Here is a 25,350-nt window from a genome sequence, read left to right as displayed (position 1 = left end):
CAAAACACGCTGAATTATACGCTCACACCCTGAGTGAAATATTTTAAATTATCGGTAAATACGTGCTTATTTAGCGATTTATACGACTAAAGTAGATTTTTAGAGTGAATATCGCTAATTTTCAATTTATGGATGACACAAACAATTTAGACCGAGTTGACTTGAAGCTGCTCGCTCAACTACAACGAGACGCCAGCCTGAGCAATCTCGAGCTTGCTGAGCGCGTGGGGCTCTCCCCCACACCTTGCGCCCGCCGGGTAAAGCGGCTGATTACTGACGGCTTTATCGAGCGACAGGTTGCTGTGCTCAACGCCGAAAAACTGGGTTACGACTTGACGGCCCACGTGAGTATCTCAATGGATCGCCACACACCGGATCGGTTCGAAAATTTCGAGGCTGAAATTGCGAGGTATGACGAGGTTGTGGATTGCTCGGTCGTGACGGGGCAGAGTGCCGACTACTTAATACGGGTGGTTGTAAAAGACATGAAGCATTTTGAAGCCGTCTTGCTAGGCAAGCTGACACGGATACCCGGCGTTACGGGGGTCCACTCAAGTTTCGTGTTGAGAAAGGTAATCAGCCGGACGGAGATTCCGCTAACTTAAGCGCGCGCCGGCGAACGACTATTCCGCCGCACCCGCCGCTGTGCTCATACGCGCTCGCTCTTTATCCGCCAAAAAGGCCGCTATCTTAAGCATATTTGGTTGGCCACCAGCTTGACGCGTATCGATTCGATATTTGCCATTCACCATCAACGAGGGCGTGCCGTTTATGCGGGCACCTTCTGTGCGCGCGGCCGCTTGGCGGACCATGCTGTCGGTACCGAAGGAGTTAAAGGCACGCTCAAACTTTTTGGCATCGACACCGCTGTCGACAAAGACAGCCCGGACGGCTTCAGGTGTTGCAATACGCTTGCGCTGCCTATGAATCGCCGTAAACATGGCGCCGTGTACCGGATCCAACACGTCGAGAATCTGTGCGGCAAAGTAGGCTTTAGCCAGTAGCTTCATACCCGCGTTGTTATTCCAGATCACAGGGATACGCTGCACCACAACACCTTCAGGTAACCGCGTCTCAAATGACTCCAGTAATGGTTCGAAGTTAAAGCAGTGCCCACATCCGTAAGAGAAGAACTCTGAAATAACAACTTTGTCGCTAATACCAGTATGAACAGTGGGTTCAATCAGCTCGTAGTGGACGCCTTCCTGATATTGTTCTTGGGATACCACAGTCACTGAAAACAGTGCCACAGCAATGACAGTAACCGAACGTAAAAGGCGCAACATACTCATATCCCCCGATATGTTATTGGGTCTTATTGCAGACCCGAAACATAACTTGCGACAGCTTTGATCTCAAGGTCACTTAAGCCAAAAGCGATGGTGCGCATAATCATGCTGTCACCGCCGTTTGTTCGGCCACTTTCGTCTTCGTAACCGAGTCTGAACATTTCAAGCTGCTGCGCAACATAGTCAGCATGCTGACCCGCAAGACCAGGGTAACCGCCAGGGCCATTCCCTTTGCCAGAAGGGCTGTGACAACCTGAACAGGCTGCAACCTTTCGCTCAGCAACGCCGGCTAAGTAAATTTTTCGGCCCAGCTTTACGAGATCGGGGTCCGTTGTACCCGAGGTTCGCTCATGTGAATCGTAAAACGCAGCGAGATCTGCGAGCTGCTGATCAGTCATATTGTCGACCTGACCCGCCATGAGCGCGACAGGACGACGTCCGTCGCGGATGTCCTTCATCTGCTTGAGCAGATAACGTTCACCCAAGCCTGCAAGCTTTGGGAATGTTGGGGCGAGGCTGTTACCGTCGGTGCCGTGGCACGCGGCGCAGGAAGCCGACAACGCTTCACCTGCGGCTGCATCGCCTTTTAAAACACCTTCAGCCATAGCGACGTTGGCAAACATTACGAAGGCCATTGCCGCGATCGCACGATTAAAGATCATCCTTAACTCCTTGTTCCGCGTTTACTGCGGCGTAGACATATATGTAATCAGGGCTTTGTAGTCATCATCGCTACAGCCATTGCAGAGACCGCCGGGAGGCATGATGCCCAAGCCGTTCTTCACCGAAGACACTAGCGCCTCCATGCCCTTCGCCAAACGTGGCTCCCACTGCGCGGCATCGCCCGTCTTTGGCGCGCCTGCAACAGCGACTGCGTGACAAGCGCCACATGATGCGGCGTACTGTGGAGGCTGCTCTGCCGCCTGGACCGATGCTGCCGTCAGCGCTGTGGCGCCAACCACCCATACGAATTTTACGATGTTTGCTTTCATGATTTCACCCTTCCTACCGGCGCGAAGACCGTTTAAACCTGTGATTTTGTGGCTATACCCACGTCATCTGGCACGGCATTATAGTCACTGAGCCGAAAACGCCAAACTTTACGTGGATTACTGTCATTAATACGCCCAATAAGTCTCAAAAGCTTAATTTTAAAGTCACTGAATTTTTACAATCTGCAAGTGCCTTGAGTAACGCACCGGCCGACTTCGGTTGCGAGGTGGCTTTTGCTGGCAGAAGTAACGCAGGTAAGTCCAGTGCCATCAATGCGCTAACGGGTAACACAAAGTTAGCAAGAACCTCGCGCACACCGGGCAGAACACAGCTCATCAATTTTTTTACGGTTGCCGATCAGATTCGCCTTGTGGACCTACCGGGTTACGGGTTTGCCAAAGTTCCACTTAAAGTAAAGCAGGAGTGGAATAAGCAGCTTGAGCGCTACCTGCAATTGCGACAGAGCCTTAAGGGGCTGATCCTGCTTATGGATATTCGCCACCCGCTCAAGGATTACGATCGACAAATGATCGAGTGGGCGGTCAAAAGCGAAATGCCCGTGCATATATTGCTAACCAAAAGCGACAAGCTAAAACGCGGCCCAGCAAAAAGCGCGCTGTTCGCCGTACAGAAGGAGCTACAGAAGCATGAGCGCTGGATTTCGGTACAGCTCTTTTCGTCACATTCACACGAGGGAATGGACGAGCTTCAGCGGACGCTCAACTGGTGGCTCACGCTACCCGATGAGAATGTCGCGCCAATTGAAGATACTCAAGACGAGTAAAGCGCGCGGGTCAGTGAGCCTCATCCCAGTTAGCGCCCACACCCACCTCGGTAAGTAATGGCACCTTGAGTTCGATGACATTTGCCATGCGCGCTGTGACTTCAGCGCACAACGCGTCGCACGCTTCATCGGCAACTTCAAACACCAATTCATCGTGTACCTGCATGATCATCTTCGCATCAAGGGCTGAGTCTGTGAGCCAACGATCCACCTCGATCATGGCTAACTTGATGATATCGGCCGCCGTACCTTGCATCGGCGCATTAATTGCCGTCCGCTCCGCCGCCAATTGGCGCTGCTTATTTCTCGCGTTAATTTCGGGTAGGTACAGACGCCGACCCAAAAGGGTTTCAACATAACCTTGCTCATGAGCGAGGGCGCGCGTCGCATCCATATAGTCTGCAACACCGGGATAACGCGCAAAATATCGATCGATGTATTGCTGCGCTTCTGAACGAGAAACCCCAATTTGTTTGGCCAGCCCGAACGCCGACATGCCATAGATCAAACCAAAGTTAATGGCTTTGGCCTTGCGTCTTTGATCGTTATTCACGGCCTCAAGAGCAACATCAAAGACTTCGGCCGCGGTGGCACTGTGAACATCGAGCTCATGAGCAAACGCATGGAGCAGCCCTGCATCGCTGGAGAGGTGCGCCATGATTCTCAGTTCAATTTGAGAGTAATCGGCCGCGACAATCTTGCGGCCCATTGGCGCAATAAAGGCCTGACGAATACGCCGCCCTTCCTCCGTCCTAACCGGAATATTCTGCAGATTAGGATCGCTCGATGACAGCCGACCCGTCGCCGTCACGGCTTGGTGGTAGGACGTGTGAACGCGACCCGTCGCCGCATCCACCATCTCCGGTAGCTTGTCGGTGTAGGTAGACTTGAGTTTGGCGAGCCCACGGTGCTCGATCAATACGGCCGGCAACTCATAATCGTTAGCCAATTCAACCAACACTTCCTCTGCGGTCGATGGCGCTCCTTTTGGCGTCTTCTTTATGACGGGCAGCTCGAGCTTTTCAAAGAGTATTTCACCCAGCTGTTTCGGTGACGCTAAATTGAAAGGCTGCCCCGCAAGCTCGCAAGCCTTTGTTTCCAACTCAGCCAGCCGCGTGGCAATTTCACCGCTTTGCTTGCGTAAACGATCGACAGAGACATAAGCTCCGTTGCGCTCAATTTTCGAGAGGACAGGCACCAAGGGCAGCTCGAGATCCTCGTATACCTCACGTAATTTGGGCTCCGCCTCCAGTCTCGGCATCAATGCTTCGTGTAAACGCAATGTCACGTCCGCATCTTCGGCCGCGTACTCCGCCGCCTGCTCGATGGGGACATGATCAAACGTAATCTGCTTGGCACCCTTACCCGCAACTTCTTCAAAAGAGATAACCCGCTGACCTAAGTATTTAAGGGCCAAACTCCCCATGTCATGACGGCTACCCACTGCATCGAGCACATAGGACTCAAGCATGGTGTCGTGTGCGATCCCGCGAAGTGAAATACCGTGGTTGGCAAGGACGTTCGCATCATACTTCAGGTGCTGTCCCACCTTTTTGATCGCGTCGGACTCAAGCAATGGACGCAGCTGCTCCAGCACTTGCTCGCGATTGAGCTGTCCCTCAAGGCCAGGGTTAATGTGAGCTAAGGGTACATAAGCGGCTTCCCCCGGCTCCACAGCGAATGACACGCCCACAATCTCAGCCTGCATGTAATTAAGGCTGGTGGTTTCAGTGTCAAATGCAAACAGTGGCGCGTCTTTAAGCCTTGAAATCCACTCGTCCAAGACGCTTTGCTGAGTAATGGTCACCGTCGTCAGCTCGGGCTTGCTCACCGCTACAGCCTCAGGCGCCGCCTCTGCAAAAAGGCCCGGACTGAGCAGCTCATCCAGCCAAGCCTTAAACTCCAGATCGCGATAAAGCTCAATAAGCCGCTCACTATCCTGCGCTGATGATATGAGATCCGCATCGGTTAACTCGAGATCACAATCGGTCTTTATGGTTGCCAGTACGTAGGAGAGCTCGGCCATCTCTTGGCTCACCAAAAGCTTATCGCCCAGCGATTTTGCGCCCCGCACAGGTAGTTCCGGTACGCGGTCCAAGTTCGTATAAATATCGGAAACACCACCCAGGTTTTGGAGCAGTGCCAAGGCGGTCTTTTCACCAACACCCGCCACACCGGGAATGTTATCGACCGAGTCTCCCATGAGCGCTAGTAAATCGATGATCAGCTCGGGAGGAACACCAAACTTTTCAATTACGCCGTCACGGTCAAGCACCGTTTGCGTCATCGTATTGACGAGTGTGACGTAGTCATTCACTAACTGCGCCATGTCCTTGTCGCCGGTGGAGATAAGCACATGTCGCCGCTGCGCTGCAGCCATAACAGAAAGCGTGCCAATAACATCGTCTGCCTCGACGCCAGAGATCGATATCAGCGGAAGGCCCATGGCGCGGATCACATTATGAATGGGTTCAATTTGCTCGCGCAGCTCTTCTGGCATGGGCGGCCGATTTGCTTTGTACTCAGAATAAATGTCGTTTCTGAATGTGGGACCTTTGGCATCGAAAATCACGACGAGTTGATCGGCAGGATTATCGGCTTGTAACCGCTTCAACATACCGATGACGCCTTTGGCAGCGCCAGTATTCATTCCTTTACTGTTCGTCAGGGGTGGTAGCGCGTGAAAGGCTCGAAATAAATAAGAAGAGCCATCGACCAAAATAAGACGAGAGGCATCAGTCATATTGCTGACTCCAATAATATTGTGCAGAGCGTAAGGTCACTTTGACCTTGGCCAAATCCAGTGGCGCTCGGAAAAACCCGTGGAAATCACCTTTCGGGTTTATGAGTACAACATTAGCGCTATGGTCTATCTGGTAATCGCCGTCTTCAGAGGTCACTTTGCGAAAAGGCGCATTAAAGCGACGCGCGAAGCTCAAGATATTGGGGAAGTCACCCGTCACACCCAGAAATTCCGGATGGAAATACGGTACGTATTGCGCGAGTTGATCAACGCTATCACGTGCCGGATCAACAGAGACCATTACGACTCTTGTACTCGCCGCTTCAGTACCGACTAGATTATCTTTTACCTCGGCGAGAAAGGACATCGTTGTAGGACACACGTCCGGACAGTAGGTGAAGCCGAAAAAGAGCAACGTCCAATCACCTTCAAGACTCGTGGCAGTAAAGGGCTCACCGAAATGGTTAGTAAGTGCAAACTCACCGGGATCCCTTGGTGTATCAAAGAGGAATAAACCATTCGCCCGCATCTCAGATACGGTCATGATCCTTGGTTGCTGAATACGATGAACAAATCCGGCGACGATCACTGCGATTCCTAAAAGAATCGCGGCAACGGTTAAACCCACGCGCTGGCGCTGAGTAAAGGTCACGCAGGGGCTCCTAAAATCCAGTGATCTGCCAGCATGGCTACGAATAAGAGCAGTAAATAGTTGATGGAGTATTTAAATGTTTCCATCGGCGCTTTGGGGTTCTTCTCACGCAGAATCTCGATTGACCAATAGAGAAAAATCACGCCCAGAACCACGGCCGATACCAAGTAGATCCAACCACTTAAGAGCGTCGCGTAAGGCAGCAGCGTGATTAAAAACATTAAAATCGTATAGAGGAGAATGTGCAAAGCGGTGAACCGATTACCATGAGTCACAGGCAGCATGGGGATGCCCACAGCCGCGTACTCTTCCTTTCGGTGTATCGCAAGCGCCCAAAAGTGTGGTGGGGTCCAAGCAAAAATAATCAAGACGAGCAGCAAGCCGTGCGCGTGAACCTCACCCGTCACAGCAGTCCAGCCCAGAAGGGGCGGCGCCGCACCGGCGAGGCCGCCAATAACAATGTTCTGGGGTGTAGCGCGCTTTAAAAACATGGTGTAGATAAACGCATAGCCAACCAAACTTGCAACCGTGAGAATGGCGGTTAATACATTAATAGTCCAAGCCAACAAGGCTGCGCCCAAAAGCGCCAAGAGTGCGGCAAATACCAGAGCCTCGGTTTGACTAACCCGGCCTGTAGCAACCGGGCGGTTGGTGGTCCGAGACATCTTTTGATCGATACGCTCATCAACAACGTGGTTAATCGCAGCGGCCGCTCCCGCACACAAGCCGATACCTATATTGCCCAAGATGAGCGGCTCCCAGGGAACAAATCCGGGCACTGCCATGCACATTCCAATTAAGGCTGTAATCAGCATGAGCGCCACGACACGGGGCTTTGTGAGTTCTAAAAAGTCTGGCCATCGAGCCATCAATGTATCGCTCATGATCAACCCCCCGAGTTCTTTAATAAGAACTTAATATCGCCAATGACATCTTTGTAATTGACGTCGGCGGTGTAGCGCATCATGACCCAACCCGATGGATCAACAAGGTACCAAGCGCTTGGCTCTGACTGACCCTCGGGAAGCACGGCCTGATCTTCGCGGCGCCATACATTGAGATCGACATGGTCGCGTTTGAGTTGTGGCATCAAGGGCGTCATGTCACCACTTCGGCCCTCAGTATCACCGCCATCATCGTTGGATTGAATCAGATCGATTGGGGTATCAACAATAAGTAGGCGTTGCGTACGCTGATAGTCGCGCCCAATAGCGATGCGAATTTGGCGAGTAATGTAAAGCAATTCATTGCAAGCGGTATCACAGGTGGCGCCGTCATTAACCAACAACATCGTCCACTTAGGCTCGATGCTGGATAAGCCTACGGTTGAACCATCGGTCGCCTCAAATTCGAGCGCGCGAATATTAATCGGCTCCGCTAACAACTCACCGCTGTTGGCTGTACCCAGCGCACCGATAATGTCGACATCGCCTCGCTCTACGAAGTACCAAAGCCAGGTTGACGCCAAAATCATCGTCACAGGTAGGCCCGCGATGAGCAATAAAATGGCGCGCCCTCCGCTTTGGTTGCTAGTTTCGGTCACGTTATATCCCCCAATACGGCCTAGGAGCCGTTACTCACGAGTCGATGGCGCAGCCACGCTGCGAGGTTGCTGCTTCGAAAAATAAAGGCCAATCCCAGAGCCAGTGCCATAGTAAACCATTGCACGGCATAACCCCGATGTTTCGCAGGTGTTTGATTAACTACGGCCCATTCTGCTCTAAAAGCCGTCGGCTCAGCCGGCAGGAGGCGTATTTCATAGGGAAAAACCGGACGCTCAAACGCTGCGCGCATCGGCTCAGCCCAACTGGAAAGCGTGAGCTGCTGCACAATGGCGGGACGACCCTCAGGAAACTTATTCTCACCCAATAGAAAGGCATCGCCTGCGGGTTGATAAATCCGTCCGCGCACGGTGTGCTCACCGTCGGGCAATTCGGGCGACGGCGTTGTCATCCTAGATCGATCACCTTCGATCCAGCCAAGATTGAGGGGCACTACCAACGCATCGGCTGACACAAAGGCAACAACTTCGTAGCCAAAACGACCATCTCGTAGTCGATTATCAAGTAGAACAAAGTCCTGGGCGTTAAAACTGCCCGTAAACGTAACTTGGCGGTCTGCAAGATCATCCGTTGGCAATCGCAACGCCGCGGGTAATGACATAGGCGGCTCAAGCCGGCGCTCTTCCAAACGCGTAATCAACCCCGCCTTCTCGTCACCACGCTCGAGCTGCCAGAAACCCAGGCTGACTAAGGTGGGAAACAATAAAACCGTGGCTAATGTTGTTCGCCAGTCAAGTTCGACGCGCAAGTTCATCTTGGTTTGGTTACACTCCACGCTCATTTTGGCGCATACGTTTCACCTCACACTGAGGTAGAGACCGGCGCCTAGTGTAAGGATTTTGCATGCTTAAAGGATTGATTGTCTTACTCATGATCGCCTTGGTCGTTACCTTGGGGTTCGGTCTCTATTACTTGATGATCGACCGGGGTGATGTAAAGAAAACGCGACTCGTAAACTCGCTTCGTGTCCGCGTCAGCATTGCCGGCACACTCATGGCGCTTATTGTGTACGGCGTCGCAACTGGTCAATTGGGCCACCAAAGCCCTTGGGATAACCGCCCCTCAGCTGAATCTACAGAGTAAAAAAAAGGCGGGATAAACCCGCCCCTTTCCAATTCGCCACTTTGACTTCAGATAATGTAAACGAAGATAAAGAGGAATACCCAAACCACATCGACAAAGTGCCAGTACCAGCTAGACGCGGAAAAACCAAAGTGGTCTGTTGGTGTCATGTGCTTGTTACGAACAGAGCGAATAAGCTGAATCAACAACATGGTCATACCCATCGCGACGTGGAAGCCGTGGAAGCCCGTCAGCATGAAGAAGGTTGAACCGTAAATACCCGAGTTGAGCGTCAGACCGAAGAGCTCATAGGCCTCGTAGTATTCTGCTGCCTGCAAAAACAAGAAGATGATTGCTAAGCCAACCGTGACAGCAAGCCATGCTTCAAACTTCTTGATATTGCCCGCCGACAAGCCGCGGTGCGCAAATTCGCAGGTCACACTGGAAGTAAGCAGAATAATGGTATTCCACAGTGGCAACCATGCATACCAGTGGTGTGCATCTGCAAATGACATCGATGTCTCTTGAGACACAAACTCACCGTTGTTGGCGATAGGTTGACTAAGCGCACCACCCACCACCTCCTGAGGTGTAGCAACCGGTGGCCACGTGTACTCAAAACCTTCCCACAACAAGAAGTTCATTCGACCGCCTTCACCTTCACCTGCAAGCCAAGGGCCGGCAAGCCAGCGAACATAAAGTAACGTGCCGAAGAAGGCCGCGAAGAACATCACCTCTGAGAAAATGAACCAGAACATGCCCAGCACGTAACTTTGGCTAAGCTGGGCGCTATTCATGCCCGCTTTGTTTTCCGTAATCGCTGTGCGGAACCAGTAAGTGAGCGTTGCGATGAACATCGCAAGACCCGCGAACAAGACGTACTTTGCTGTACCACCGGTGTCGTGTGTTCCACCGAAAGTCATCTCATTTAAGACAAGACCTCCACCAAAGACGGTCAACACAAGGCCGATGGTTGCTCTAACCGCAAGGCTAGAACTCTCAGGTACGTAGTACTTTTCGTACTCTGTTGTTGGTTGGGCGCTAGACATGTTTTTCTCCGTTATACCCCATCCCCCGGGGCCCCCTTTAGTTTATCTCGAAGCGACGTTGTCGCGCATTAGCGCTGTCACATCGAACAATGTGTAAGACAGTGTGATCGTTCTGATATCAGCCGGTAGGTCTTGGTCGACAATAAACTGCAAAGGCATTTCAGCCTCGCTGTTGCCATCCAAAGGCTGCTGCTCGAAACAAAAGCACTCGGTCTTGTGAAAATATTCAGCGGCTCGCGATGGCGAAACACTGGGAATGGCCTGCGCGATCATCGATTGCGCCGTTGGGTTTGCCGCAAAAAATACCGTATCGTTGGCGGCACCAGGATGCACAACCATTTCGGTTACGTCAGGCGAGAACGCCCAGGGCATGCCATCGTTATTCGTCGCCACGAATTGCACTTTAATGGAGCGCGACTCATCTACCTGCGCGACAACCGCTGTGTAAGCTTCTGACGAGGTTTTGCCGTTAATACCCAAAGCGTCGCATAACACGTTGTACAGCGGCACCATCACCACAAATACAAAAGCGAACATGGCAACAGCCACGGCGCCGAGTTTGGCTACCGTGTCTGTCGTTGGGTCTTGGCTGAGTCGCACGCCCTAACCTTAGTGAGCAGGCTGCTCTTCAATTTTCGGTGGTGTCTCGAAAGTGTGGTACGGCGGTGGTGAGGGCAGTGTCCACTCAAGGCCTTCAGCACCATCCCAAACTTTCTCATCGGAGACACGCTTACCCGCTACGATCGCGGCAATCACGTTGTAAAGGAACAACAGCTGCGACGCACCGTAAATAAAGGCACCGATCGATGACATCATGTTGAAGTCAGCAAACTGCAGTGCGTAGTCGGGAATTCGTCGTGGCATACCCGCCAGACCGACAAAGTGCTGCGGGAAGAACGTCACGTTAAACCCAATGAACGATACCCAGAAGTGCACCTTACCCATGGTCTCGTTGTACATACGGCCGGTCCACTTTGGTAACCAGAAGTAGATCGCAGCGGTCATAGAGAATACCGCTCCTGCCACCATGACATAGTGGAAGTGCGCGACTACAAAGTACGTGTCGTGGTACTGGAAGTCAGCCGGAGCAATTGAAAGCATAAGCCCGGTAAAGCCGCCAATGGTAAACAACACCAAGAAGCCGATTGAGAACAGCATGGGCGTTTCAAACGTCATGGCACCGCGCCACATGGTGGTTACCCAGTTGAACACCTTCACACCTGTGGGAACAGCAATGAGCATCGTGGCGTACATAAAGAAGAGCTCACCGGCTACAGGCATGCCCACGGTATACATGTGGTGCGCCCAAACGATGAACGACAAGAACGCGATCGCCGCCGTCGCATAAACCATCGACGCGTAGCCAAACAGGGGCTTTCGTGAGAATGCGGGAATGATCTGAGAGATCACGCCGAAAGCGGGGAGGATAATGATGTAAACCTCAGGGTGCCCAAAGAACCAAAAAATATGCTGGAACAAAACGGGGTCACCACCACCTGCGGCAGAGAAGAAGCTCGTACCAAAGTGGATATCCATGAGCATCATGGTCACCGCACCCGCCAGAACGGGCATAACGGCAACCAACAAGAACGCCGTGATCAGCCATGTCCAAACGAACAAAGGCATCTTCATGTACGTCATGCCGGGCGCGCGCATGTTCATTACGGTGGCGATGATGTTGATTGAACCCATAATGGATGAAACACCCAAAATGTGGATCGCAAAGATGAAGAACGTCACCGAGGGTGGCGCGTAGGTAGTTGATAGTGGCGCGTAGAACGTCCAACCGAACGCGGGAGCGCCGCCTTCCATAAGAAGCGTAGACGCAAGCATCAAGAACGCTGGCGGCAGAATCCAGAAACTCCAGTTGTTCATTCGAGGCAGCGCCATATCCGGCGCCCCAATCATCATGGGGATCAGCCAGTTAGCAAGACCGACGAACGACGGCATGATGGCACCAAATACCATCACCAGTCCGTGGAGCGTTGTCATCTGGTTGAAGAATGCGGGCTCAACGAGCTGCATGCCTGGCTGGAAGAGCTCTGCGCGAATGACCATAGCGAACGCGCCGCCAAGGAGGAACATTGCGAACGAGAACCATAGGTACATCGTTCCAATGTCTTTGTGATTAGTTGTGTACAGCCAGCGAGAGAGGCCTTTAGCTGGACCGTGGTGATGATCGCCCATTTGTATTTCCCCCAATTATCCTTCTTTGTAGCTCACGACGTCAGACGCCTGAACCACATCCCCAGTATTATTTCCAAACGCATTTCGCTGGTACGTTGTGACAGCGGCCACATCGACTTCAGACAACTGCGCACCAAATGCTTGCATAGCGCTACCCGCAACACCGTTAACGATAACGCTCAGGTGCGCATCGAGACCGCCCGTTGCGATGGTGCTGCCCGCAATAGCATTCCCCAAGCCGCCTTCACCTTTGGCACCGTGACAAGCGAGGCAACTTGCGTTGTAAACGTCCTCGCCTCGCGCATAGAGCTCGTCAAAAGACAGCTCTTGTGCAGCCAACGCAGCATCCGCGGCTGCAGCGCCTTGCTTTGCCGCCATCCAACCATCGAACTCGTCGCGACTGACCGCATGCACAACAACGGGCATAAATCCGTGATACGCACCGCATAATTCCGTGCATTGACCGCGATAAACACCCTCTTGAAGGACACGAGTCCACGCTTCATTAATGAAGCCGGGAATGGCGTCGCGCTTTACCGCAATCTCTGGCACCCACCATGAGTGAATGACATCGTTTGCCGTGATCAGGAAACGCACCTTCGTATCGACGGGAATAACAAGCGGCTCGTCAACTTCGAGCAGGTAGTTCTCACCCTTATCATCGGTGTTGTAGATTTCCTCTTGCGACGTCGCAAGGTTTGAGAAGAACGCGACGTTTTCGCCGTCTGCATCCAAATACTCGTAACGCCACTTCCACTGATAGCCCGTAATGAGAATGCTCATTTCAGCATCGTCGTTGTCGTAGACTTCAAGAAGTGTTGAGGTCGCTGGAACGGCCATTAGGATCAAGATGGCGAATGGTACGACGGTCCACGCGATCTCGACGCCTGTGTGCTCATGGAACTGAGCGGGCTCCACACCCTTTGATTTCCGGTGCGCGTAAATCGAATACAGCATGACGCCAAATACGCCAATACCAATCACCACACAGATCCAAAAGATCAGCATGTGAAGGCCAAAAATTTCTGCACCGAGTTCGGTTATAACTGCGCCTGCATCAGATACGCCAGTCGACATGTTGATTTGGTTTTGTGCATTCGCGGATAGCGGCAGGAGCGCCGCCGCGGCTAGTGCGCGTGCGTTAAGCATCTTTTCTTCCCCATAACAGCGTTGTGCTGGTCCCGCCCCCTATGGTTGGACCACGCCTTTTTAGCGGCGCGATTATAGCGAAGTCAGATTGGATTCACAGCCGAAACACGTTAGTTAGACAAATACCGTGCATTTGTTAACAACAATTTAGTCTTTGGGAGGCTCTGGTGTCATAAGTCGCACCGGCTCGGCCGTCGTTTCGACCAATCTGGCGCTTCCACGGGTCACCCGCGTTGCCGGCTCTTGGGCAGAGGCCTGCGGACGCTTTTCGGAAAAGCCGCAGTCGACACATGACCGCTCATCCGTTTCAAGATCTACAACGATACGATCCACCGCTTTGCAGCTTGGACAAACCGCACCCGCTATAAAACGAGGTCGCCTTGGTGCTTGAGGAGTAGCATCGTTTGTCATGCGGGGTTAGCCCTCTTTGAGCAGCTCGATGAAACCACAGCGGCTCATCAAAATTTGAATGTGTCCGTCTCTCTGTGCCAATGTTACCAGCGTAACGCTGACAGGAACGTTTAAATGGTAAACACGAACTACAACGGGCCCGACAATATTAGGTCATACCAGGGACACACACCCAAATTGGGCGACCGGGTCATGATCGACCCATCCGCTGTGGTATTGGGTGACCTCGTTATGGGCGACGATGTCAGCGTCTGGCCGCAGTGCGCAATTCGAGCCGATATGCACCGTATTCGTATTGGCAGTCGAACCAATATCCAAGACGGCTCCATTCTGCACATTACCCATGCGAGCGATTTCAATGGGGCAGGGTACCCCTTGACGATCGGCAGTGACGTGACAGTGGGACACAACGTTGTCTTGCACGGCTGCACGATCGGTGATCGCGTCTTAGTCGGTATCGGCTCGGTAGTGATGGATGGTGTGGTCGTTGAAGACGAGGTCATGATCGGTGCGGGAAGCCTCGTAACCCCTGGGAAGACATTAAAAACTGGATGGCTGTACGCAGGCTCTCCAGCCAGACCAATGCGTGAAATTTCCGACCGCGAAAGAGCCTTTTTACCTTACTCGGCTAACAACTATGTGAAGTTAAAGGACAAATTCTTAGCGGAGGCCAGCCTTTAGCGACCGGGCCTTAATAGATCAAAGACGCGCGCCGTTTCGGGTCGTATGCCTTGCCAAATCGCGTAACTGTCCGCCGCTTGCTCTACCAGCATTCCGAGCCCGTCACTAATTCGAGTTAAGCCTTTTGCTCGAGCCCACGCCATAAAAGGGGTTTCACTGTCGCTGTAAATCAAGTCATAGGCCGCCGCAGAGGGGCTCAGCACGCTGAGTGAAAGGTCAGGGAAGCTGCCGTCCCACCCGCTGCTCAAGCCGTTGATAATCAGATCCCACGGCCTGTCTGGAATATCATGAAGGGCGCTCGCGCCGACGCAAACGCGATCGCTGAACAAAGCCGCAAGCTCGGACGCCCGGGCCTCAGTGCGGTTCGCAATGTGAATAACCGAGGGGCTTCGTTCGCAAAGGGGGCCCATGATGCCGCGCATCGCACCACCGGCCCCTAAAAGCAAAATGTTTTTTGCCTCAACCGTCCAGCCAAGATTCTGCTCTAGGTCTTGCAATAAACCACTGCCATCCGTCGTATGAGCACAAATTTGTCCTTGGGCGTCACACCACAATGTATTCACGGCTTTCGCATCCGTCGCGGCGTCCGATCGGACCGTGGCAATCTCAAAAGCCTCCCCTTTGAAGGGCGCGGTCACATTAAGACCAATACCGCCAGCTGCAAAAAATTGTCGCACGACAGCGACGAAATCGCCCGACTCAACCAGAACGCGCTCGTAGTCGATATCGTGACCGCAACTCGCGGCGAACGCGTGGTGGATCTCAGGCGATTTGCTGTGAGCGATTGGGTTGCCCAGTACGGCAAAACGCCTCATCACAAACTCCTAATATAAGAAACCGGTGCTTTGTTAACCGTCAACGTGACACTATCTCACACCCAGTCTTTGGGCTTTAAATAGTATTCAAGCAGCGTTTCCTCGGGCGTGCCAGGCTCAGGAGTGAGCCCATACTCCCAACGAACGAGCGGCGGCATGGACATTAAGATAGCTTCGGTCCGGCCATTTGATTGCAAACCAAATAGCGTGCCCCGGTCAAAGACAAGGTTGAACTCGACATACCGACCCCGGCGATAAAGCTGCCACTGCCGCTCACGCTCTGAATAATTGCGATCCTTGTTGCTCATAACGATGGGGACATACGCTTTTGAAAAGGCGTCACCCACTGAGCGCATAAACCCAAACGTCTTTTCGAAGCCCCACTCGTTTAAGTCATCGTAAAACAGTCCGCCCACACCGCGAGGCTCACCCCTATGCGGCAAAAAAAAGTACTCGTCACACCATTTTTTATAGCGTGGGTATACGTCTTCACCAAAGGGATCACAGGCGTCTTTAGCCGTCTGGTGCCAGTGAATAACGTCTTCATCTCGTCCGTAATAGGGCGTGAGATCAAATCCACCCCCCATCCACCACACTGGCTCATGGCCCGGCTTTTCAGCGACAAAGCACCGCACGTTCGCATGGGATGTCGGCACGTAAGGGTTTCGTGGGTGCATGACCAGCGAGACACCCATTGCCTTGAAGCTTCGGCCAGCCAATTCGGGGCGGTGCTGCGTCGCACTACCCGGCATTTGGCTGCCTTCAACGTACGAAAAATTAACACCGCCCTTTTCAAAGACGTCACCGTCTGCCAGTACGCGGCTAATACCGCCGCCACCTTCGGGGCGCTCCCAAGATTCTGTAGCGAACTCGGCCGATCCATCGATGGCACTCATTTCCTGACAAATTGATGCCTGTAGGCCTTTGAGATACTGCTCAACAGCTGGCAAATCCATACGGCTTCCTTCTCTTATTTTATTTGACGCTTAACGCATCACTTCGCCGGTCGTCGCACTTTTAATCGTCGATGGGCGGCCTGTTAAGTTTACCGCGCCGGGCACTGTCACAGTGCGCGAACCGAAGTATCGCAGCACCTGAAAAAGATGCTTGGCTGGTTGAGCTCCAGCGTAATTGGCGCTAGTTGTGACGACCGGGCCGCCCAATTCGCGACATAACTTGGACAGCGCAGGTGCAGAGGTTACACGTATTGCCACGTCAGTGCTCTCTCCCGTCACCCAAGAAGGGAAAAAGTTTCTGTGCGGCACCAGCCAGGTAACAGGGCCAGGCCACGAATCTAAAACGGCCTGGCGTTGGTCCAGGGTCAACCCATCCAGCAGCGGTGCAAAGTCAGCGACGTCACCGCTGGCTACAATGACGCCTTTCGAAATGGGGCGCTGCTTCATATCGCAGAGTTGCTCTACGGCAGCTAGACTCCACGGATCGCAAGATAAGCCCCAAACGGCCTCTGCGGGGCAGGCAACAACGCCACCCGATTGGACATACGCGGCGGCACGCCTAATGCGAACTTGGGAAGTCATCCGACAATTCCTTTTTCTTGGCTCTTTGCCTTCCGGTCTAACCGAGCACCCCTGATAGGGCACAACTCGTACTCACGCCCAGTGCCTATAAGACACTTATCCAGGCGTCGGATCGAATATTGCAGGAGTGCTTTTGAGGCGGCCCCTTCTTCTGGCGGCCCTCGCACCTCAAAAACGCCCGCTCAACCCGCGCCCTCTTGCCCATATTATCGCACTCGCACGCTCACCGTTTGCAATAACTATCGCGATGTCGCCTCAGCGCGCCAGCGAGCTCCAATGAGATGAGTAGGCGTTGAACGCTTCGGATATCTGCATCCATAGCGACAGCAAGCGACTCAACACAGTGGCGACCATCACCCAGAATCTCTAAAAGATGCTGTTGTTCATCGTTTAACACTTGCGAGCCGTGAGGAAAATCATCGTCACCGCGCGCGCACCTGGAGCCGTAGTGAGTCTCCGGGTGAGGGGCAATTTGACTGACGTCACCGCCAGCCTCTTGGTGTCTCTCGTTGCGAGAGTCGTCGTAGCTCCCAGCATCTGTATCGACTGATATTGGTTTGGACCAGCAACTTCCTTCTATAACATCCTGCGGGCAGGTGGCGAGTGCGGCTCCCTCGAGCAATAACTTTAAACACCCCTCGCCCTGGTCGTGGTTAATTGACCAAGGTAATGCATAAACGTCACGCCCTTGCTCGGCCGCTGCGGTTGCCGTTATCAAGGTCCCACTCGGTACGCCCGCCTCGATCACTACGGTTGCAATAGACATACCCGAAATCGTTCGATTGCGACGCCGAAAATGATGTCGTTTGGGTGCGCTGCCCGGAAGAAACTCCGTCACCAACGCGCCGGCATTGGCAATGTCGGCGCTTAAGCCTCGATTTATTGCGGGGTAAATGCTGTCAATGCCGGTAGCCATCACTGCTATTGTTCTACCACCGGCTGAAAGCGCCCCTTTATGAGCCGCGGTGTCGATGCCCTGAGCAAGCCCACTTACGATTACAAAGCCCGCTCTGGCAAGCTCGTAGGCAAACGTTTCAGCCAGTCGCAACCCATCCAATGAAGGCCTTCTGCTCCCAACGATTGCGATAGCAGGCGCATCGAAACAGCCGAAGTCACCTAGGCCAAACAAACACGCTGGCGCGTCGCTACACTCGCTAAGAAGAGGGGGGTAATGTGGTGCAGTTAGGGTCACCAGCCAGGCATTTTTCGGAAGTGAAATTCCGTAGGCTTCACGGGCATCCTTGATGCTTTGTCGCCAAGGCTCCAGCTCGGGACTCCCGACGGCCTGCAACACAGACTCGGGATTCGGCCATCGCCTCATGAGCTCAGCCTTGGAGCTCGTAAGGTGGTTTATGTACTTTGCGTACCCTATCCAGCGCTCGGGCATCACACCCTCGCAAGTCAGCATTACCGGCATCACTCTTCCTTGAGCTTTCTTCAGCTGCATCCATGCAGCCGCATTGTTTTATGGCTTAACGAGCCGATCTTCTACCGATAATGGCTGGTTTGCACTGAGCACCAAGCCAAAGCTCGCCCGATCGTAGACGGCAAACAACATCATCGTACCCGCATTTTCTGAAGGCACCGTATATCGCTTACCGCTGATGCTGTCTGTGACCGGCTCGCCGACCTTGGTGATAGAGAGTAGGGTGCCAACATCCACATCGTCGACCTCACCATAGGTTGTCGCAACGACATCGAGCGCACCTATTTGCTTCGCGCCAACGTCTAGAGGCAACATGAAGCCGGGGTCTAGATCGACAGTGGGAACTTTCGGTAAAAATTGCGCAACGAGTTGTCTGTCTTCGACCGGAAGCAAGACGTCACCAACACGCAGCTCCTCGCTCGATGCCAATACATCGAACTGATTAGCTTCGTCGTCCGCCAATGCTCTTTTCGACAGAACCACCCTGCCGACAGAGGAGAGTAACGTACCCAGCGTCTCACCTGTCTCAGGATGGCTTATTTCCCTTGCCGGGCGGACTACATCAAACTGGCGCTGCTCACCTGTAAACGCGCCAACAGCGTAAACGCGGTCACCCATTCCCGATATCAAACGACCCCTGTACCCACTAATGATTCTTGGCATCGCCTCGAGGTCAAACTGTGTGATGAACCGGTGACGCGCAATGAAGGGGTCTATTGCCTCTCTCGGAAGCGCTGGTATGGCGGCAGCAAGGGGTTCGCTTCGCAATTTTGGACTGAGTCTCACGACATCAGACGTTCCAATATTACGATCGCTTGATGAGAGGTACACACCGGGCTTACCGTCCTTCCATCTAAGGTAGAGCGTGTCTCCCGGGTAAATAAGGTTCGGGTCCCTGACATCCGGGTTCACGCTCCACAGCTCAGGCCAGCGCCACGGCTCATTTAAAAACAGCGCTGAGATATCCCACAGTGTGTCACCGCGCTCGACGACGTAGGTGTCTGGAGCGCCATCGGCAAGTCTGGGAAGTTCTGATTGAGCTTGAGCAGCCAAGGATAAGACCATCGCTAGGGTCATGGCGAGACGCTGGAACAAGCGCGCTGAATTACACTGCCAGACTAACTTTGTCTCCCTAAAAAGAGGGTGTTTAACCATATCAGCTCTCCGATCTGTCCCTATTTCTTTGTCCTTTCGCATTCAGCTGAGGTGAGGCTAATGAAAGAAAATTGGCGTATCCCCGCTTACCGGTATAATGGCAGTCTGCGCTGAGCCTGCACGCAAAACAAGCGCGATTCAGTGCAAAACTCTGCTATTCCATTCACAACTGCGTTTAAGATCACAAAATGGCCATTAGAAAAATTCTTGAATTCCCTGATCCGCGATTGCGCACGAAAGCTGCGCAGGTGGAAACGGTAGACCAACGGATTCAAACGCTTGTCGACGACATGTTCGAGACCATGTACGACGCCAACGGAATTGGCTTGGCCGCCTCGCAAATAGACGTGCACGAACAGGTAATCGTGATCGACCTATCGAGTGATCGCTCTACGCCCCGTGTCTTCATCAATCCAAGCGTCGAAGTAATCGACGAAGCACTCGACGGATTTGAAGAGGGGTGCCTGTCCGTACCCGGCTTTAGTGAGTCCGTTGAGCGTCCGAAAGCGATACGCGTGACCGCCTTAGACCGCGATGGCACTGCCATCGATGAAACGGTAACCGGCCTGCTCGCTGTATGCCTTCAACACGAAATGGATCATCTGCAGGGCACATTATTTGTGGATTACCTCAGCCCGCTTAAGCGGCAAAGGATCCGTCAACGCTTAGAAAAAGAACAGCGGCGCAGAGCGTAAACCATGACCACAAAACTGCGGGTTGTCTTCGCCGGTACACCGACGTTTGCAGCAGCGCATCTTAAACAACTGATTGCGTCACGCCATGAAGTGGTCGCGGTGTACACACAGCCTGACAGGCCCTCGGGTCGTGGCAAGCGACTTAGCGCCTCGCCCGTTAAGCAGATCGCCTTGGAGCACGGGCTCCCCGTTCTTCAACCCACCACATTGCGGGGAGAAGATTCAGCGCAGCAATTGGCAGCCTTTAATGCGGATGTCATGGTTGTCGTTGCCTATGGACTGTTACTGCCACACACTATTTTGTGCACACCGAGGCTTGGCTGCATAAACGTTCACGCATCGCTCTTGCCCAGATGGCGAGGCGCGGCGCCGATTCACAGGGCCATCGAGGCGGGCGACTGCTCTACCGGTGTGACCATCATGGCCATGGATGAAGGGCTCGACACCGGGCCCATGCTTTCGAGGGCCTCAATTGATATTAGTGATCAACACACCACAGCAACCTTGACCGAAGCGCTGGAAGCCCTTGGTTCTGAGACCCTCATAAACACGATGGATTCCCTAGAACTCGCCCTTAAATCGTCAGTAGAGCAGCCATCGGTCGGGGTGACCTATGCCCACAAAATTACGAAGGCAGAAGCGGCTATTGATTGGCAACTATCAGCTCAGGAAATCAGCCTCAAAATTCGTGCACTCTCGCCCGCGCCAGGCTGCTTTGGCTTTTATCACGGTGAGCGCATTAAAATCTGGGAGGCGACTGTTGACCCATCGGTCAGGCAGGTTAATGAGTCGCCCGGCACGTTAGTTGCTATAAACAAAACCGGCCTAACCATTGCCTGCGGTGAGGGCTATCTCGTCATTACGCGCCTGCAACTACCCAACAAAAAACCCATGTCGCTATCAGACATTCTCAATGGCCATAAAGATCGCTTAACCCTCGGTGATGTCTTTACAAGCGAGACCCAATGAGCCTCCGATTATCAGCCGCACTCCTTCTCGACAAAGTTCAGCAGGGCGGTTCATTAAACACGCTCTACGATGAGGCTCAACATGACGTAGACGACTCGCAACGCGCGTTTTTTAAAGAGCTCGTCTATGGCTCCTTACGACTTTGGCCACTTTACAAAGGCATTACGCGACAGCTACTGGAAAAGCCGCTAAAGCCCAAAGACAGCGCGCTCGAAGCGCTGCTCATTGTTGCGCTTTATGAACTCGATGAATGCACAACACCAGCCTATGCCTCTGTCTCGGCCGCGGTAGAGGTTTGTCATGAGCTCAATCGGGCTTGGGCGGCTAAACTGTTAAATGCCTGCCTTCGCAGGTATCAAAGAGACTGCGAGGCGCTTCGAGCGCAGCTGGGAGACAGTGAACGCGCCGCGCTTCCCGGATGGCTTTTTAAACTCCTAAAAAAGCACTATCCCCACCCACTAGAGGCGATTGCTGAAGCAGGTCGACACAAACCGCCCTTAACCTTGCGAGTCAACGCGCAAAAAACAGCCCTAGCTGACTATTTAGCCCGCCTTGAAGCGGAAGGCATTACTGCAACAACAGCTGGGGACTTCGGTGTCACACTGCAATCGGCCCTACCGGTGTCACAAATACCGCTGTTTTTTGATGGCTTTGCCAGTGTTCAAGACCAATCAGCGCAAATCGCAGGCACGGTGGCTGCAGTAACCAAAGGACTTCGCGTCCTTGACGTCTGCTCTGCACCCGGCAGCAAAGCCTGCCACCTTGCAGAGCTGGGTGCGCAAGTCACAGCAATGGACGTGTCGCCATCGCGGCTACAAAGTGTCGAAGACAACGCCCAGCGACTGGGTCTCTCAATCAAGACGGTGGTGGGCGATGGACGTGATCTGACAGCGCCGGCAGTTGGTGATAATTTTGATTTGGTCTTACTCGACGTGCCGTGTTCTGCAACTGGCGTAATGCGTCGCAACCCCGACGTAAAGCTGATTCGTCTCAAAACCGATATACCGCAGTTTGCGGCGCTGCAAGCTGAACTGCTTCAGTCCGCGTGGCAGAAAGTACGCCCGGGTGGGAAATTACTCTACATCACCTGTTCACTGATGCCCGCCGAGAACGAGGACGTTGTCAGCGACTTCGTTGAGATAACAAATAATGCGCAGGTCATACCTCTGTCTGAGACCATCGGCATTGAAAAGAAAGTGGGTCGACAGACGTTACCGTCTGCGTCCGGCGGAGACGGGCTCTACTACTGCATGCTGGAAAAAGCGGTCTAATCTGGAGTTCGCGAAAAATCGGAGTACCATTCGCGGGTAATGACACCGATCACTCGTTGTTCAAGGAACCTCTAACGTCGTGAAGATCATTATTTTGGGAGCTGGGCAAGTTGGCGGCACGCTCACCGAACACCTCGCCGACGAACAGAACGATGTCACGGTGGTGGATAGCTCGGACTCCGCACTTCGGCAGTTGCAAGAGCGCCTGGATATCAGGACCGTCAAAGGTGACGCCTCTAAACCAACCACGTTAGCGGACGCCGGTGCACAAGATGCGGATATGCTCATCGCCGTCACCGACAGCGACGAAGTCAATATGCTCGCCTGCGCCATTGCTTACACGCTCTACCGCACGCCAACAAAAATCTGCAGAATTCGCGAAGTCGACTATCTCAATGAAGATAAAAAATTATTCCAGTCAGGCGCCATTCCCGTCGATGTGTCGATCAGTCCTGAGCGGCTGGTTACCGACGCTATCCACCAGTTGATCTTAAATCCCGGATCGCTTCAGGTATTGGATTTCGCCGGCGGAAAGATACGCCTCGTTGCCGTGAGGGCTGTTGACGGGGGGCCGATCGTAGGGCGTGAACTCCAAGAAATCCGCGAGCACATGCCAAGTGTAGACACGCGCGTAGCCGCGATCTTCCGCAAATCTCAAAGCGCTATTATTCCCGAGGGCTCAACCGTTGTAGAACCCGATGATGAAGCCTTTTTTATCGCGGCGAGTGAAAACATAAGGGCTGTCACCTCTGAACTGAGAAAGCTCGACGAACCCTACAAACGGGTGATGATAGCGGGAGGCGGGAAAATTGGGGCGTCGCTGGCGAAGCGACTCGAGCAGGACTATCAAGTCAAAGTACTCGAACTCAACTACGATCGCTGTCGCCAACTCTCGGAAGAGTTAGAGGAGAGCATTGTGCTCAACGGCAGCGCAAATGACTCTAAGCTTCTGCAACAAGAAAACATCGCGAATACTGATGTGTTCTGTGCGCTCACCAACAATGGTGAGTCCAACATCATGATGTCTATGCTTGCCAAACGCTTAGGCGCTAAAAAAGTGATTACACTCATCACTAACTCAGCCTACGCGGAGCTTGTAGGCCAAGAAATCGACATCGCCATATCGCCACAACAGATCACGATCAGCAGCTTGTTAACCCATGTCCGAAAAGGCGATATCAGCGCCGTGCACTCGCTGCGAAGAGGGGCTGCCGAAGCGCTCGAAATGACGGCACATGGCGACCCCAAAACATCAAAGGTTGTGGGAAGACGACTCGACGAGCTCGATTTGCCCCCGGGTGCAACGGTGGGTGCCATACTTCGCGGTGACCAAGTCATCATTGCGCATCGGCATGTCGTTGTTGAAGAGGATGATCACGTTATTTTGTTCCTAACGGACCCCTCGAAAATAAGCTTGGTTGAAAAGCTGTTTGTGGTCGGCGGTAGCTTCATCTAATGAATATTGGCCTGTGTGTTCGGATCGTTGGCTTGCTGCTTATGCTGTTTAGCCTGGGAACACTGCCCTCGATGACTCTAGGCTGGGTACAGAACGACGGAACGGCATCCATATTTGGTCAGGCCTTTGCGGCAACCGCCTCCTCGGGCGTCTTCTTGTGGTTGGCGACCCAGCGTGTGAAATCAGAGTTACAAATTCGTGACGGATTCATGGTCACAGCCGCGTTCTGGATCGTTCTGGGTGTCTATGGTGCTCTGCCGTTTCTACTCAGTGACGCTGTGGACATTACGGTATTTGATGCGGTTTTCGAGTCGGTATCAGGCCTGACGACAACAGGCGCGACGGTGTTGGTAGGGCTCGACAACATACCGCAATCGATCCTGTTGTACCGGCAATTGCTTCAGTGGCTGGGCGGCATAGGAATCATTGTGTTGGCGGTGGCTGTTCTACCCATGCTTGGAATTGGTGGAGTCCAGTTATATCGCGCAGAAAGCACGGGGCCCGCAAAAGACAGCAAACTCACCCCCCGAATTACGTCGACCGCCAAAGCACTTTTTAGCATTTACTTAGGTCTCACGGTCATCTGCGCCTTAGCGTATTTCCTGGCTGGAATGAGCGCTTTCGATGCCATTAGCCACTCGTTTTCTACCATCGCAATCGGGGGGTTTTCGACTCACGACGCAAGCATGGGGTATTTCGACAGTAATGTTATTTTGTTGATCAGCAGCTTGTTTATGCTCATCAGCGCCGTCAACTTCGGGTTGCATTTTGTCGCGTTCTCGAAACGGAATCCGACGATTTATCGCTATGACTCTGAAACGAAATTTTTCTCCGGCATGGTGCTGATTTCTGTCGTTATTACCTGTGCAACGCTCGCCATAATGAACACGCTACCCCTGGAGGAAGCACTCATTCACGGCCTGTTTCAGACGGTGTCTATTGCAACAACCACCGGATACGCGAGCGATAATTTTTCGGCGTGGCCCTCCTTTTTACCCATTTTCCTGCTGATGCTAAGCGTTATGGGCGCCTGCGCAGGATCAACTGGCGGCGGTATGAAGGCGATGCGGATCTTGCTCATCTTTCGTCAGGGGCTGCGGGAGCTTCGCCAGCTGCTGCACCCAAACGCAGTCATACCGCTCAAGCTCGATCACCGTCGCGTCAGACCAGAGGTGGTTAGTGCCGTCTGGAGTTTTTTCGCGGTCTACATGTTCTCGTCTTTCATTTTGGTACTGGCGATGCTGGGTACGGGGCTCGATTTTCTCTCAGCGGTAAGCTCAGTCATGGCCGCCATTAATAATTTAGGGCCTGGATTAGGAACGGTAGCGGCCAACTACGGAGCGGTGTCCGACGCAGGTAAAGTGATCTTGTGTATAGCGATGCTCTTAGGAAGGCTTGAGATCTTTACCCTTCTGATTCTCTTTACGCCCACGTTCTGGCGACCGTAGCCAGTTACTTTCTCT

The 25,350-nt window shown here is 53.1% G+C and carries 27 protein-coding genes; 9 read left to right on the top strand and 18 right to left on the bottom strand.

Annotation, left to right across the window (positions count from 1 at the left end):
* The first annotated feature begins 128 nt into the window (after positions 1–128).
* Positions 129–605: an Lrp/AsnC family transcriptional regulator gene (locus tag E0F26_RS02910; RefSeq protein ID WP_279243186.1), complete on the top strand. Its 477-nt coding sequence runs from the start codon at positions 129–131 to the stop codon at positions 603–605.
* Positions 606–623: 18 nt separating this feature from the next.
* On the opposite strand, the gene E0F26_RS02905 is transcribed toward E0F26_RS02910, so the two are convergent.
* From E0F26_RS02905 to E0F26_RS02895, 3 genes are read right to left on the bottom strand one after another with little or no spacing between them, the layout of a single operon-like run.
* Positions 624–1,286, bottom strand: a complete 663-nt coding sequence (locus tag E0F26_RS02905) for a thiol:disulfide interchange protein DsbA/DsbL (protein WP_279242548.1) — start codon at positions 1,284–1,286, stop codon at positions 624–626.
* Positions 1,287–1,315: 29 nt separating this feature from the next.
* Positions 1,316–1,951, bottom strand: coding sequence for a c-type cytochrome (locus E0F26_RS02900; RefSeq protein ID WP_279242547.1), 636 nt, complete (start codon positions 1,949–1,951; stop codon positions 1,316–1,318).
* A gap of 21 nt (positions 1,952–1,972) precedes the next feature.
* A complete protein-coding gene (locus E0F26_RS02895) occupies positions 1,973–2,281 on the bottom strand; it encodes a c-type cytochrome (protein WP_279242546.1) in 309 nt (102 codons plus the stop codon).
* A 65-nt stretch (positions 2,282–2,346) separates the two neighbouring features.
* Between E0F26_RS02895 and yihA the strand changes: the two genes are divergently transcribed.
* A complete protein-coding gene (gene yihA / locus E0F26_RS02890; RefSeq protein ID WP_420887700.1) occupies positions 2,347–3,066 on the top strand; it encodes a ribosome biogenesis GTP-binding protein YihA/YsxC in 720 nt (239 codons plus the stop codon).
* A gap of 10 nt (positions 3,067–3,076) precedes the next feature.
* Here the strand turns inward: yihA and polA are convergent, their stop codons facing one another.
* From polA to E0F26_RS02865, 5 genes are read right to left on the bottom strand one after another with little or no spacing between them, the layout of a single operon-like run.
* Positions 3,077–5,809: a DNA polymerase I gene (gene polA / locus E0F26_RS02885; protein WP_279242545.1), complete on the bottom strand. Its 2,733-nt coding sequence runs from the start codon at positions 5,807–5,809 to the stop codon at positions 3,077–3,079.
* Entirely contained in the window at positions 5,802–6,461 is a 660-nt protein-coding gene (locus E0F26_RS02880) for an SCO family protein (RefSeq protein WP_279242544.1), read from the bottom strand. Before E0F26_RS02880 ends, polA begins: the two co-directional genes overlap by 8 nt.
* Entirely contained in the window at positions 6,458–7,345 is an 888-nt protein-coding gene (gene cyoE, locus E0F26_RS02875; protein WP_279242543.1) for a heme o synthase, read from the bottom strand. Before cyoE ends, E0F26_RS02880 begins: the two co-directional genes overlap by 4 nt.
* 2 nt (positions 7,346–7,347) lie before the next feature.
* Positions 7,348–8,004 carry a hypothetical protein gene (locus tag E0F26_RS02870; RefSeq protein ID WP_279242542.1) on the bottom strand — a complete coding sequence of 219 codons (657 nt, stop codon included), beginning with the start codon at positions 8,002–8,004 and terminating at the stop codon, positions 7,348–7,350.
* 20 nt (positions 8,005–8,024) lie between these two features.
* A complete protein-coding gene (locus tag E0F26_RS02865) occupies positions 8,025–8,777 on the bottom strand; it encodes an SURF1 family protein (RefSeq protein WP_279242541.1) in 753 nt (250 codons plus the stop codon).
* 89 nt (positions 8,778–8,866) lie between these two features.
* Here E0F26_RS02865 and E0F26_RS02860 point away from each other — a divergent pair, with 89 nt between their 5' ends.
* Positions 8,867–9,106 carry a DUF2909 domain-containing protein gene (locus tag E0F26_RS02860; protein WP_279242540.1) on the top strand — a complete coding sequence of 80 codons (240 nt, stop codon included), beginning with the start codon at positions 8,867–8,869 and terminating at the stop codon, positions 9,104–9,106.
* A 47-nt stretch (positions 9,107–9,153) separates the two neighbouring features.
* On the opposite strand, the gene E0F26_RS02855 is transcribed toward E0F26_RS02860, so the two are convergent.
* The 5 genes from E0F26_RS02855 to E0F26_RS02835 form a co-directional block, all read right to left on the bottom strand.
* Positions 9,154–10,134, bottom strand: a complete 981-nt coding sequence (locus E0F26_RS02855; RefSeq protein WP_279242539.1) for a cytochrome c oxidase subunit 3 — start codon at positions 10,132–10,134, stop codon at positions 9,154–9,156.
* Between the two features lie 42 nt (positions 10,135–10,176).
* Positions 10,177–10,734: a cytochrome c oxidase assembly protein gene (locus tag E0F26_RS02850; RefSeq protein WP_279242538.1), complete on the bottom strand. Its 558-nt coding sequence runs from the start codon at positions 10,732–10,734 to the stop codon at positions 10,177–10,179.
* Positions 10,735–10,743: 9 nt separating this feature from the next.
* Positions 10,744–12,321 carry a cytochrome c oxidase subunit I gene (gene ctaD, locus E0F26_RS02845; protein WP_279242537.1) on the bottom strand — a complete coding sequence of 526 codons (1,578 nt, stop codon included), beginning with the start codon at positions 12,319–12,321 and terminating at the stop codon, positions 10,744–10,746.
* A 15-nt stretch (positions 12,322–12,336) separates the two neighbouring features.
* A complete protein-coding gene (gene coxB, locus E0F26_RS02840; protein WP_279242536.1) occupies positions 12,337–13,470 on the bottom strand; it encodes a cytochrome c oxidase subunit II in 1,134 nt (377 codons plus the stop codon).
* 147 nt (positions 13,471–13,617) lie between these two features.
* The gene (locus tag E0F26_RS02835; RefSeq protein WP_279242535.1) at positions 13,618–13,881 is read right to left on the bottom strand and encodes a YheV family putative metal-binding protein; all 264 of its coding nucleotides are present in this window, start codon (positions 13,879–13,881) and stop codon (positions 13,618–13,620) included.
* A 114-nt stretch (positions 13,882–13,995) separates the two neighbouring features.
* Between E0F26_RS02835 and E0F26_RS02830 the strand changes: the two genes are divergently transcribed.
* The gene (locus E0F26_RS02830) at positions 13,996–14,562 is read left to right on the top strand and encodes a gamma carbonic anhydrase family protein (protein WP_279242534.1); all 567 of its coding nucleotides are present in this window, start codon (positions 13,996–13,998) and stop codon (positions 14,560–14,562) included.
* Here the strand turns inward: E0F26_RS02830 and aroE are convergent.
* The 5 genes from aroE to E0F26_RS02805 form a co-directional block, all read right to left on the bottom strand.
* Positions 14,559–15,377, bottom strand: a complete 819-nt coding sequence (aroE, locus tag E0F26_RS02825; protein WP_279242533.1) for a shikimate dehydrogenase — start codon at positions 15,375–15,377, stop codon at positions 14,559–14,561. The genes E0F26_RS02830 and aroE overlap by 4 nt on opposite strands.
* A gap of 56 nt (positions 15,378–15,433) precedes the next feature.
* Positions 15,434–16,333 (bottom strand): oxygen-dependent coproporphyrinogen oxidase, encoded by a 900-nt coding sequence (gene hemF / locus E0F26_RS02820; protein ID WP_279242532.1) that lies wholly within the window; start codon positions 16,331–16,333, stop codon positions 15,434–15,436.
* Between the two features lie 30 nt (positions 16,334–16,363).
* Entirely contained in the window at positions 16,364–16,915 is a 552-nt protein-coding gene (locus tag E0F26_RS02815; RefSeq protein WP_279242531.1) for an L-threonylcarbamoyladenylate synthase, read from the bottom strand.
* A 223-nt stretch (positions 16,916–17,138) separates the two neighbouring features.
* Positions 17,139–18,362 (bottom strand): DNA-processing protein DprA, encoded by a 1,224-nt coding sequence (gene dprA, locus E0F26_RS02810; protein WP_279242530.1) that lies wholly within the window; start codon positions 18,360–18,362, stop codon positions 17,139–17,141.
* Between the two features lie 18 nt (positions 18,363–18,380).
* Positions 18,381–19,496 (bottom strand): LysM peptidoglycan-binding domain-containing protein, encoded by a 1,116-nt coding sequence (locus tag E0F26_RS02805; RefSeq protein WP_279242529.1) that lies wholly within the window; start codon positions 19,494–19,496, stop codon positions 18,381–18,383.
* A gap of 188 nt (positions 19,497–19,684) precedes the next feature.
* Between E0F26_RS02805 and def the strand changes: the two genes are divergently transcribed.
* From def to E0F26_RS02780, 5 genes are all read left to right on the top strand, one after another.
* Positions 19,685–20,191, top strand: coding sequence for a peptide deformylase (def, locus tag E0F26_RS02800; RefSeq protein ID WP_279242528.1), 507 nt, complete (start codon positions 19,685–19,687; stop codon positions 20,189–20,191).
* Between the two features lie 3 nt (positions 20,192–20,194).
* Positions 20,195–21,160, top strand: coding sequence for a methionyl-tRNA formyltransferase (gene fmt, locus E0F26_RS02795; RefSeq protein WP_279242527.1), 966 nt, complete (start codon positions 20,195–20,197; stop codon positions 21,158–21,160).
* Positions 21,157–22,431 carry a 16S rRNA (cytosine(967)-C(5))-methyltransferase RsmB gene (rsmB, locus tag E0F26_RS02790; RefSeq protein WP_279242526.1) on the top strand — a complete coding sequence of 425 codons (1,275 nt, stop codon included), beginning with the start codon at positions 21,157–21,159 and terminating at the stop codon, positions 22,429–22,431. The genes fmt and rsmB overlap by 4 nt, the downstream gene beginning before the upstream one ends.
* A 79-nt stretch (positions 22,432–22,510) precedes the next feature.
* Positions 22,511–23,887: a Trk system potassium transporter TrkA gene (gene trkA, locus E0F26_RS02785; protein ID WP_279242525.1), complete on the top strand. Its 1,377-nt coding sequence runs from the start codon at positions 22,511–22,513 to the stop codon at positions 23,885–23,887.
* Entirely contained in the window at positions 23,887–25,335 is a 1,449-nt protein-coding gene (locus tag E0F26_RS02780) for a TrkH family potassium uptake protein (protein ID WP_279242524.1), read from the top strand. Before trkA ends, E0F26_RS02780 begins: the two co-directional genes overlap by 1 nt.
* Positions 25,336–25,350: the final 15 nt, after the last annotated feature.

The organism is Candidatus Paraluminiphilus aquimaris (genome assembly GCF_026230195.1).
GTDB lineage: Bacteria > Pseudomonadota > Gammaproteobacteria > Pseudomonadales > Halieaceae > Luminiphilus > Luminiphilus aquimaris.
This window is presented reverse-complemented; position numbering and strand designations above follow the sequence as displayed.

What these genes read in the sequence shown, in the direction of transcription:
- E0F26_RS02910 (WP_279243186.1), top strand. Translation starts at nt 129, where the DNA reads ATGGATGACACAAACAATTTAGACCGAGTTGACTTGAAGCTGCTCGCT.
- E0F26_RS02905 (WP_279242548.1), bottom strand. Translation starts at nt 1,286, where the DNA reads ATGTTGCGCCTTTTACGTTCGGTTACTGTCATTGCTGTGGCACTGTTT.
- E0F26_RS02900 (WP_279242547.1), bottom strand. Translation starts at nt 1,951, where the DNA reads ATGATCTTTAATCGTGCGATCGCGGCAATGGCCTTCGTAATGTTTGCC.
- E0F26_RS02895 (WP_279242546.1), bottom strand. Translation starts at nt 2,281, where the DNA reads ATGAAAGCAAACATCGTAAAATTCGTATGGGTGGTTGGCGCCACAGCG.
- polA (WP_279242545.1), bottom strand. Translation starts at nt 5,809, where the DNA reads ATGACTGATGCCTCTCGTCTTATTTTGGTCGATGGCTCTTCTTATTTA.
- cyoE (WP_279242543.1), bottom strand. Translation starts at nt 7,345, where the DNA reads ATGAGCGATACATTGATGGCTCGATGGCCAGACTTTTTAGAACTCACA.
- E0F26_RS02865 (WP_279242541.1), bottom strand. Translation starts at nt 8,777, where the DNA reads ATGAACTTGCGCGTCGAACTTGACTGGCGAACAACATTAGCCACGGTT.
- E0F26_RS02860 (WP_279242540.1), top strand. Translation starts at nt 8,867, where the DNA reads ATGCTTAAAGGATTGATTGTCTTACTCATGATCGCCTTGGTCGTTACC.
- E0F26_RS02855 (WP_279242539.1), bottom strand. Translation starts at nt 10,134, where the DNA reads ATGTCTAGCGCCCAACCAACAACAGAGTACGAAAAGTACTACGTACCT.
- ctaD (WP_279242537.1), bottom strand. Translation starts at nt 12,321, where the DNA reads ATGGGCGATCATCACCACGGTCCAGCTAAAGGCCTCTCTCGCTGGCTG.
- coxB (WP_279242536.1), bottom strand. Translation starts at nt 13,470, where the DNA reads ATGCTTAACGCACGCGCACTAGCCGCGGCGGCGCTCCTGCCGCTATCC.
- E0F26_RS02835 (WP_279242535.1), bottom strand. Translation starts at nt 13,881, where the DNA reads ATGACAAACGATGCTACTCCTCAAGCACCAAGGCGACCTCGTTTTATA.
- E0F26_RS02830 (WP_279242534.1), top strand. Translation starts at nt 13,996, where the DNA reads ATGGTAAACACGAACTACAACGGGCCCGACAATATTAGGTCATACCAG.
- aroE (WP_279242533.1), bottom strand. Translation starts at nt 15,377, where the DNA reads ATGAGGCGTTTTGCCGTACTGGGCAACCCAATCGCTCACAGCAAATCG.
- hemF (WP_279242532.1), bottom strand. Translation starts at nt 16,333, where the DNA reads ATGGATTTGCCAGCTGTTGAGCAGTATCTCAAAGGCCTACAGGCATCA.
- E0F26_RS02815 (WP_279242531.1), bottom strand. Translation starts at nt 16,915, where the DNA reads ATGACTTCCCAAGTTCGCATTAGGCGTGCCGCCGCGTATGTCCAATCG.
- dprA (WP_279242530.1), bottom strand. Translation starts at nt 18,362, where the DNA reads ATGCAGCTGAAGAAAGCTCAAGGAAGAGTGATGCCGGTAATGCTGACT.
- E0F26_RS02805 (WP_279242529.1), bottom strand. Translation starts at nt 19,496, where the DNA reads ATGGTTAAACACCCTCTTTTTAGGGAGACAAAGTTAGTCTGGCAGTGT.
- def (WP_279242528.1), top strand. Translation starts at nt 19,685, where the DNA reads ATGGCCATTAGAAAAATTCTTGAATTCCCTGATCCGCGATTGCGCACG.
- fmt (WP_279242527.1), top strand. Translation starts at nt 20,195, where the DNA reads ATGACCACAAAACTGCGGGTTGTCTTCGCCGGTACACCGACGTTTGCA.
- rsmB (WP_279242526.1), top strand. Translation starts at nt 21,157, where the DNA reads ATGAGCCTCCGATTATCAGCCGCACTCCTTCTCGACAAAGTTCAGCAG.
- E0F26_RS02780 (WP_279242524.1), top strand. Translation starts at nt 23,887, where the DNA reads ATGAATATTGGCCTGTGTGTTCGGATCGTTGGCTTGCTGCTTATGCTG.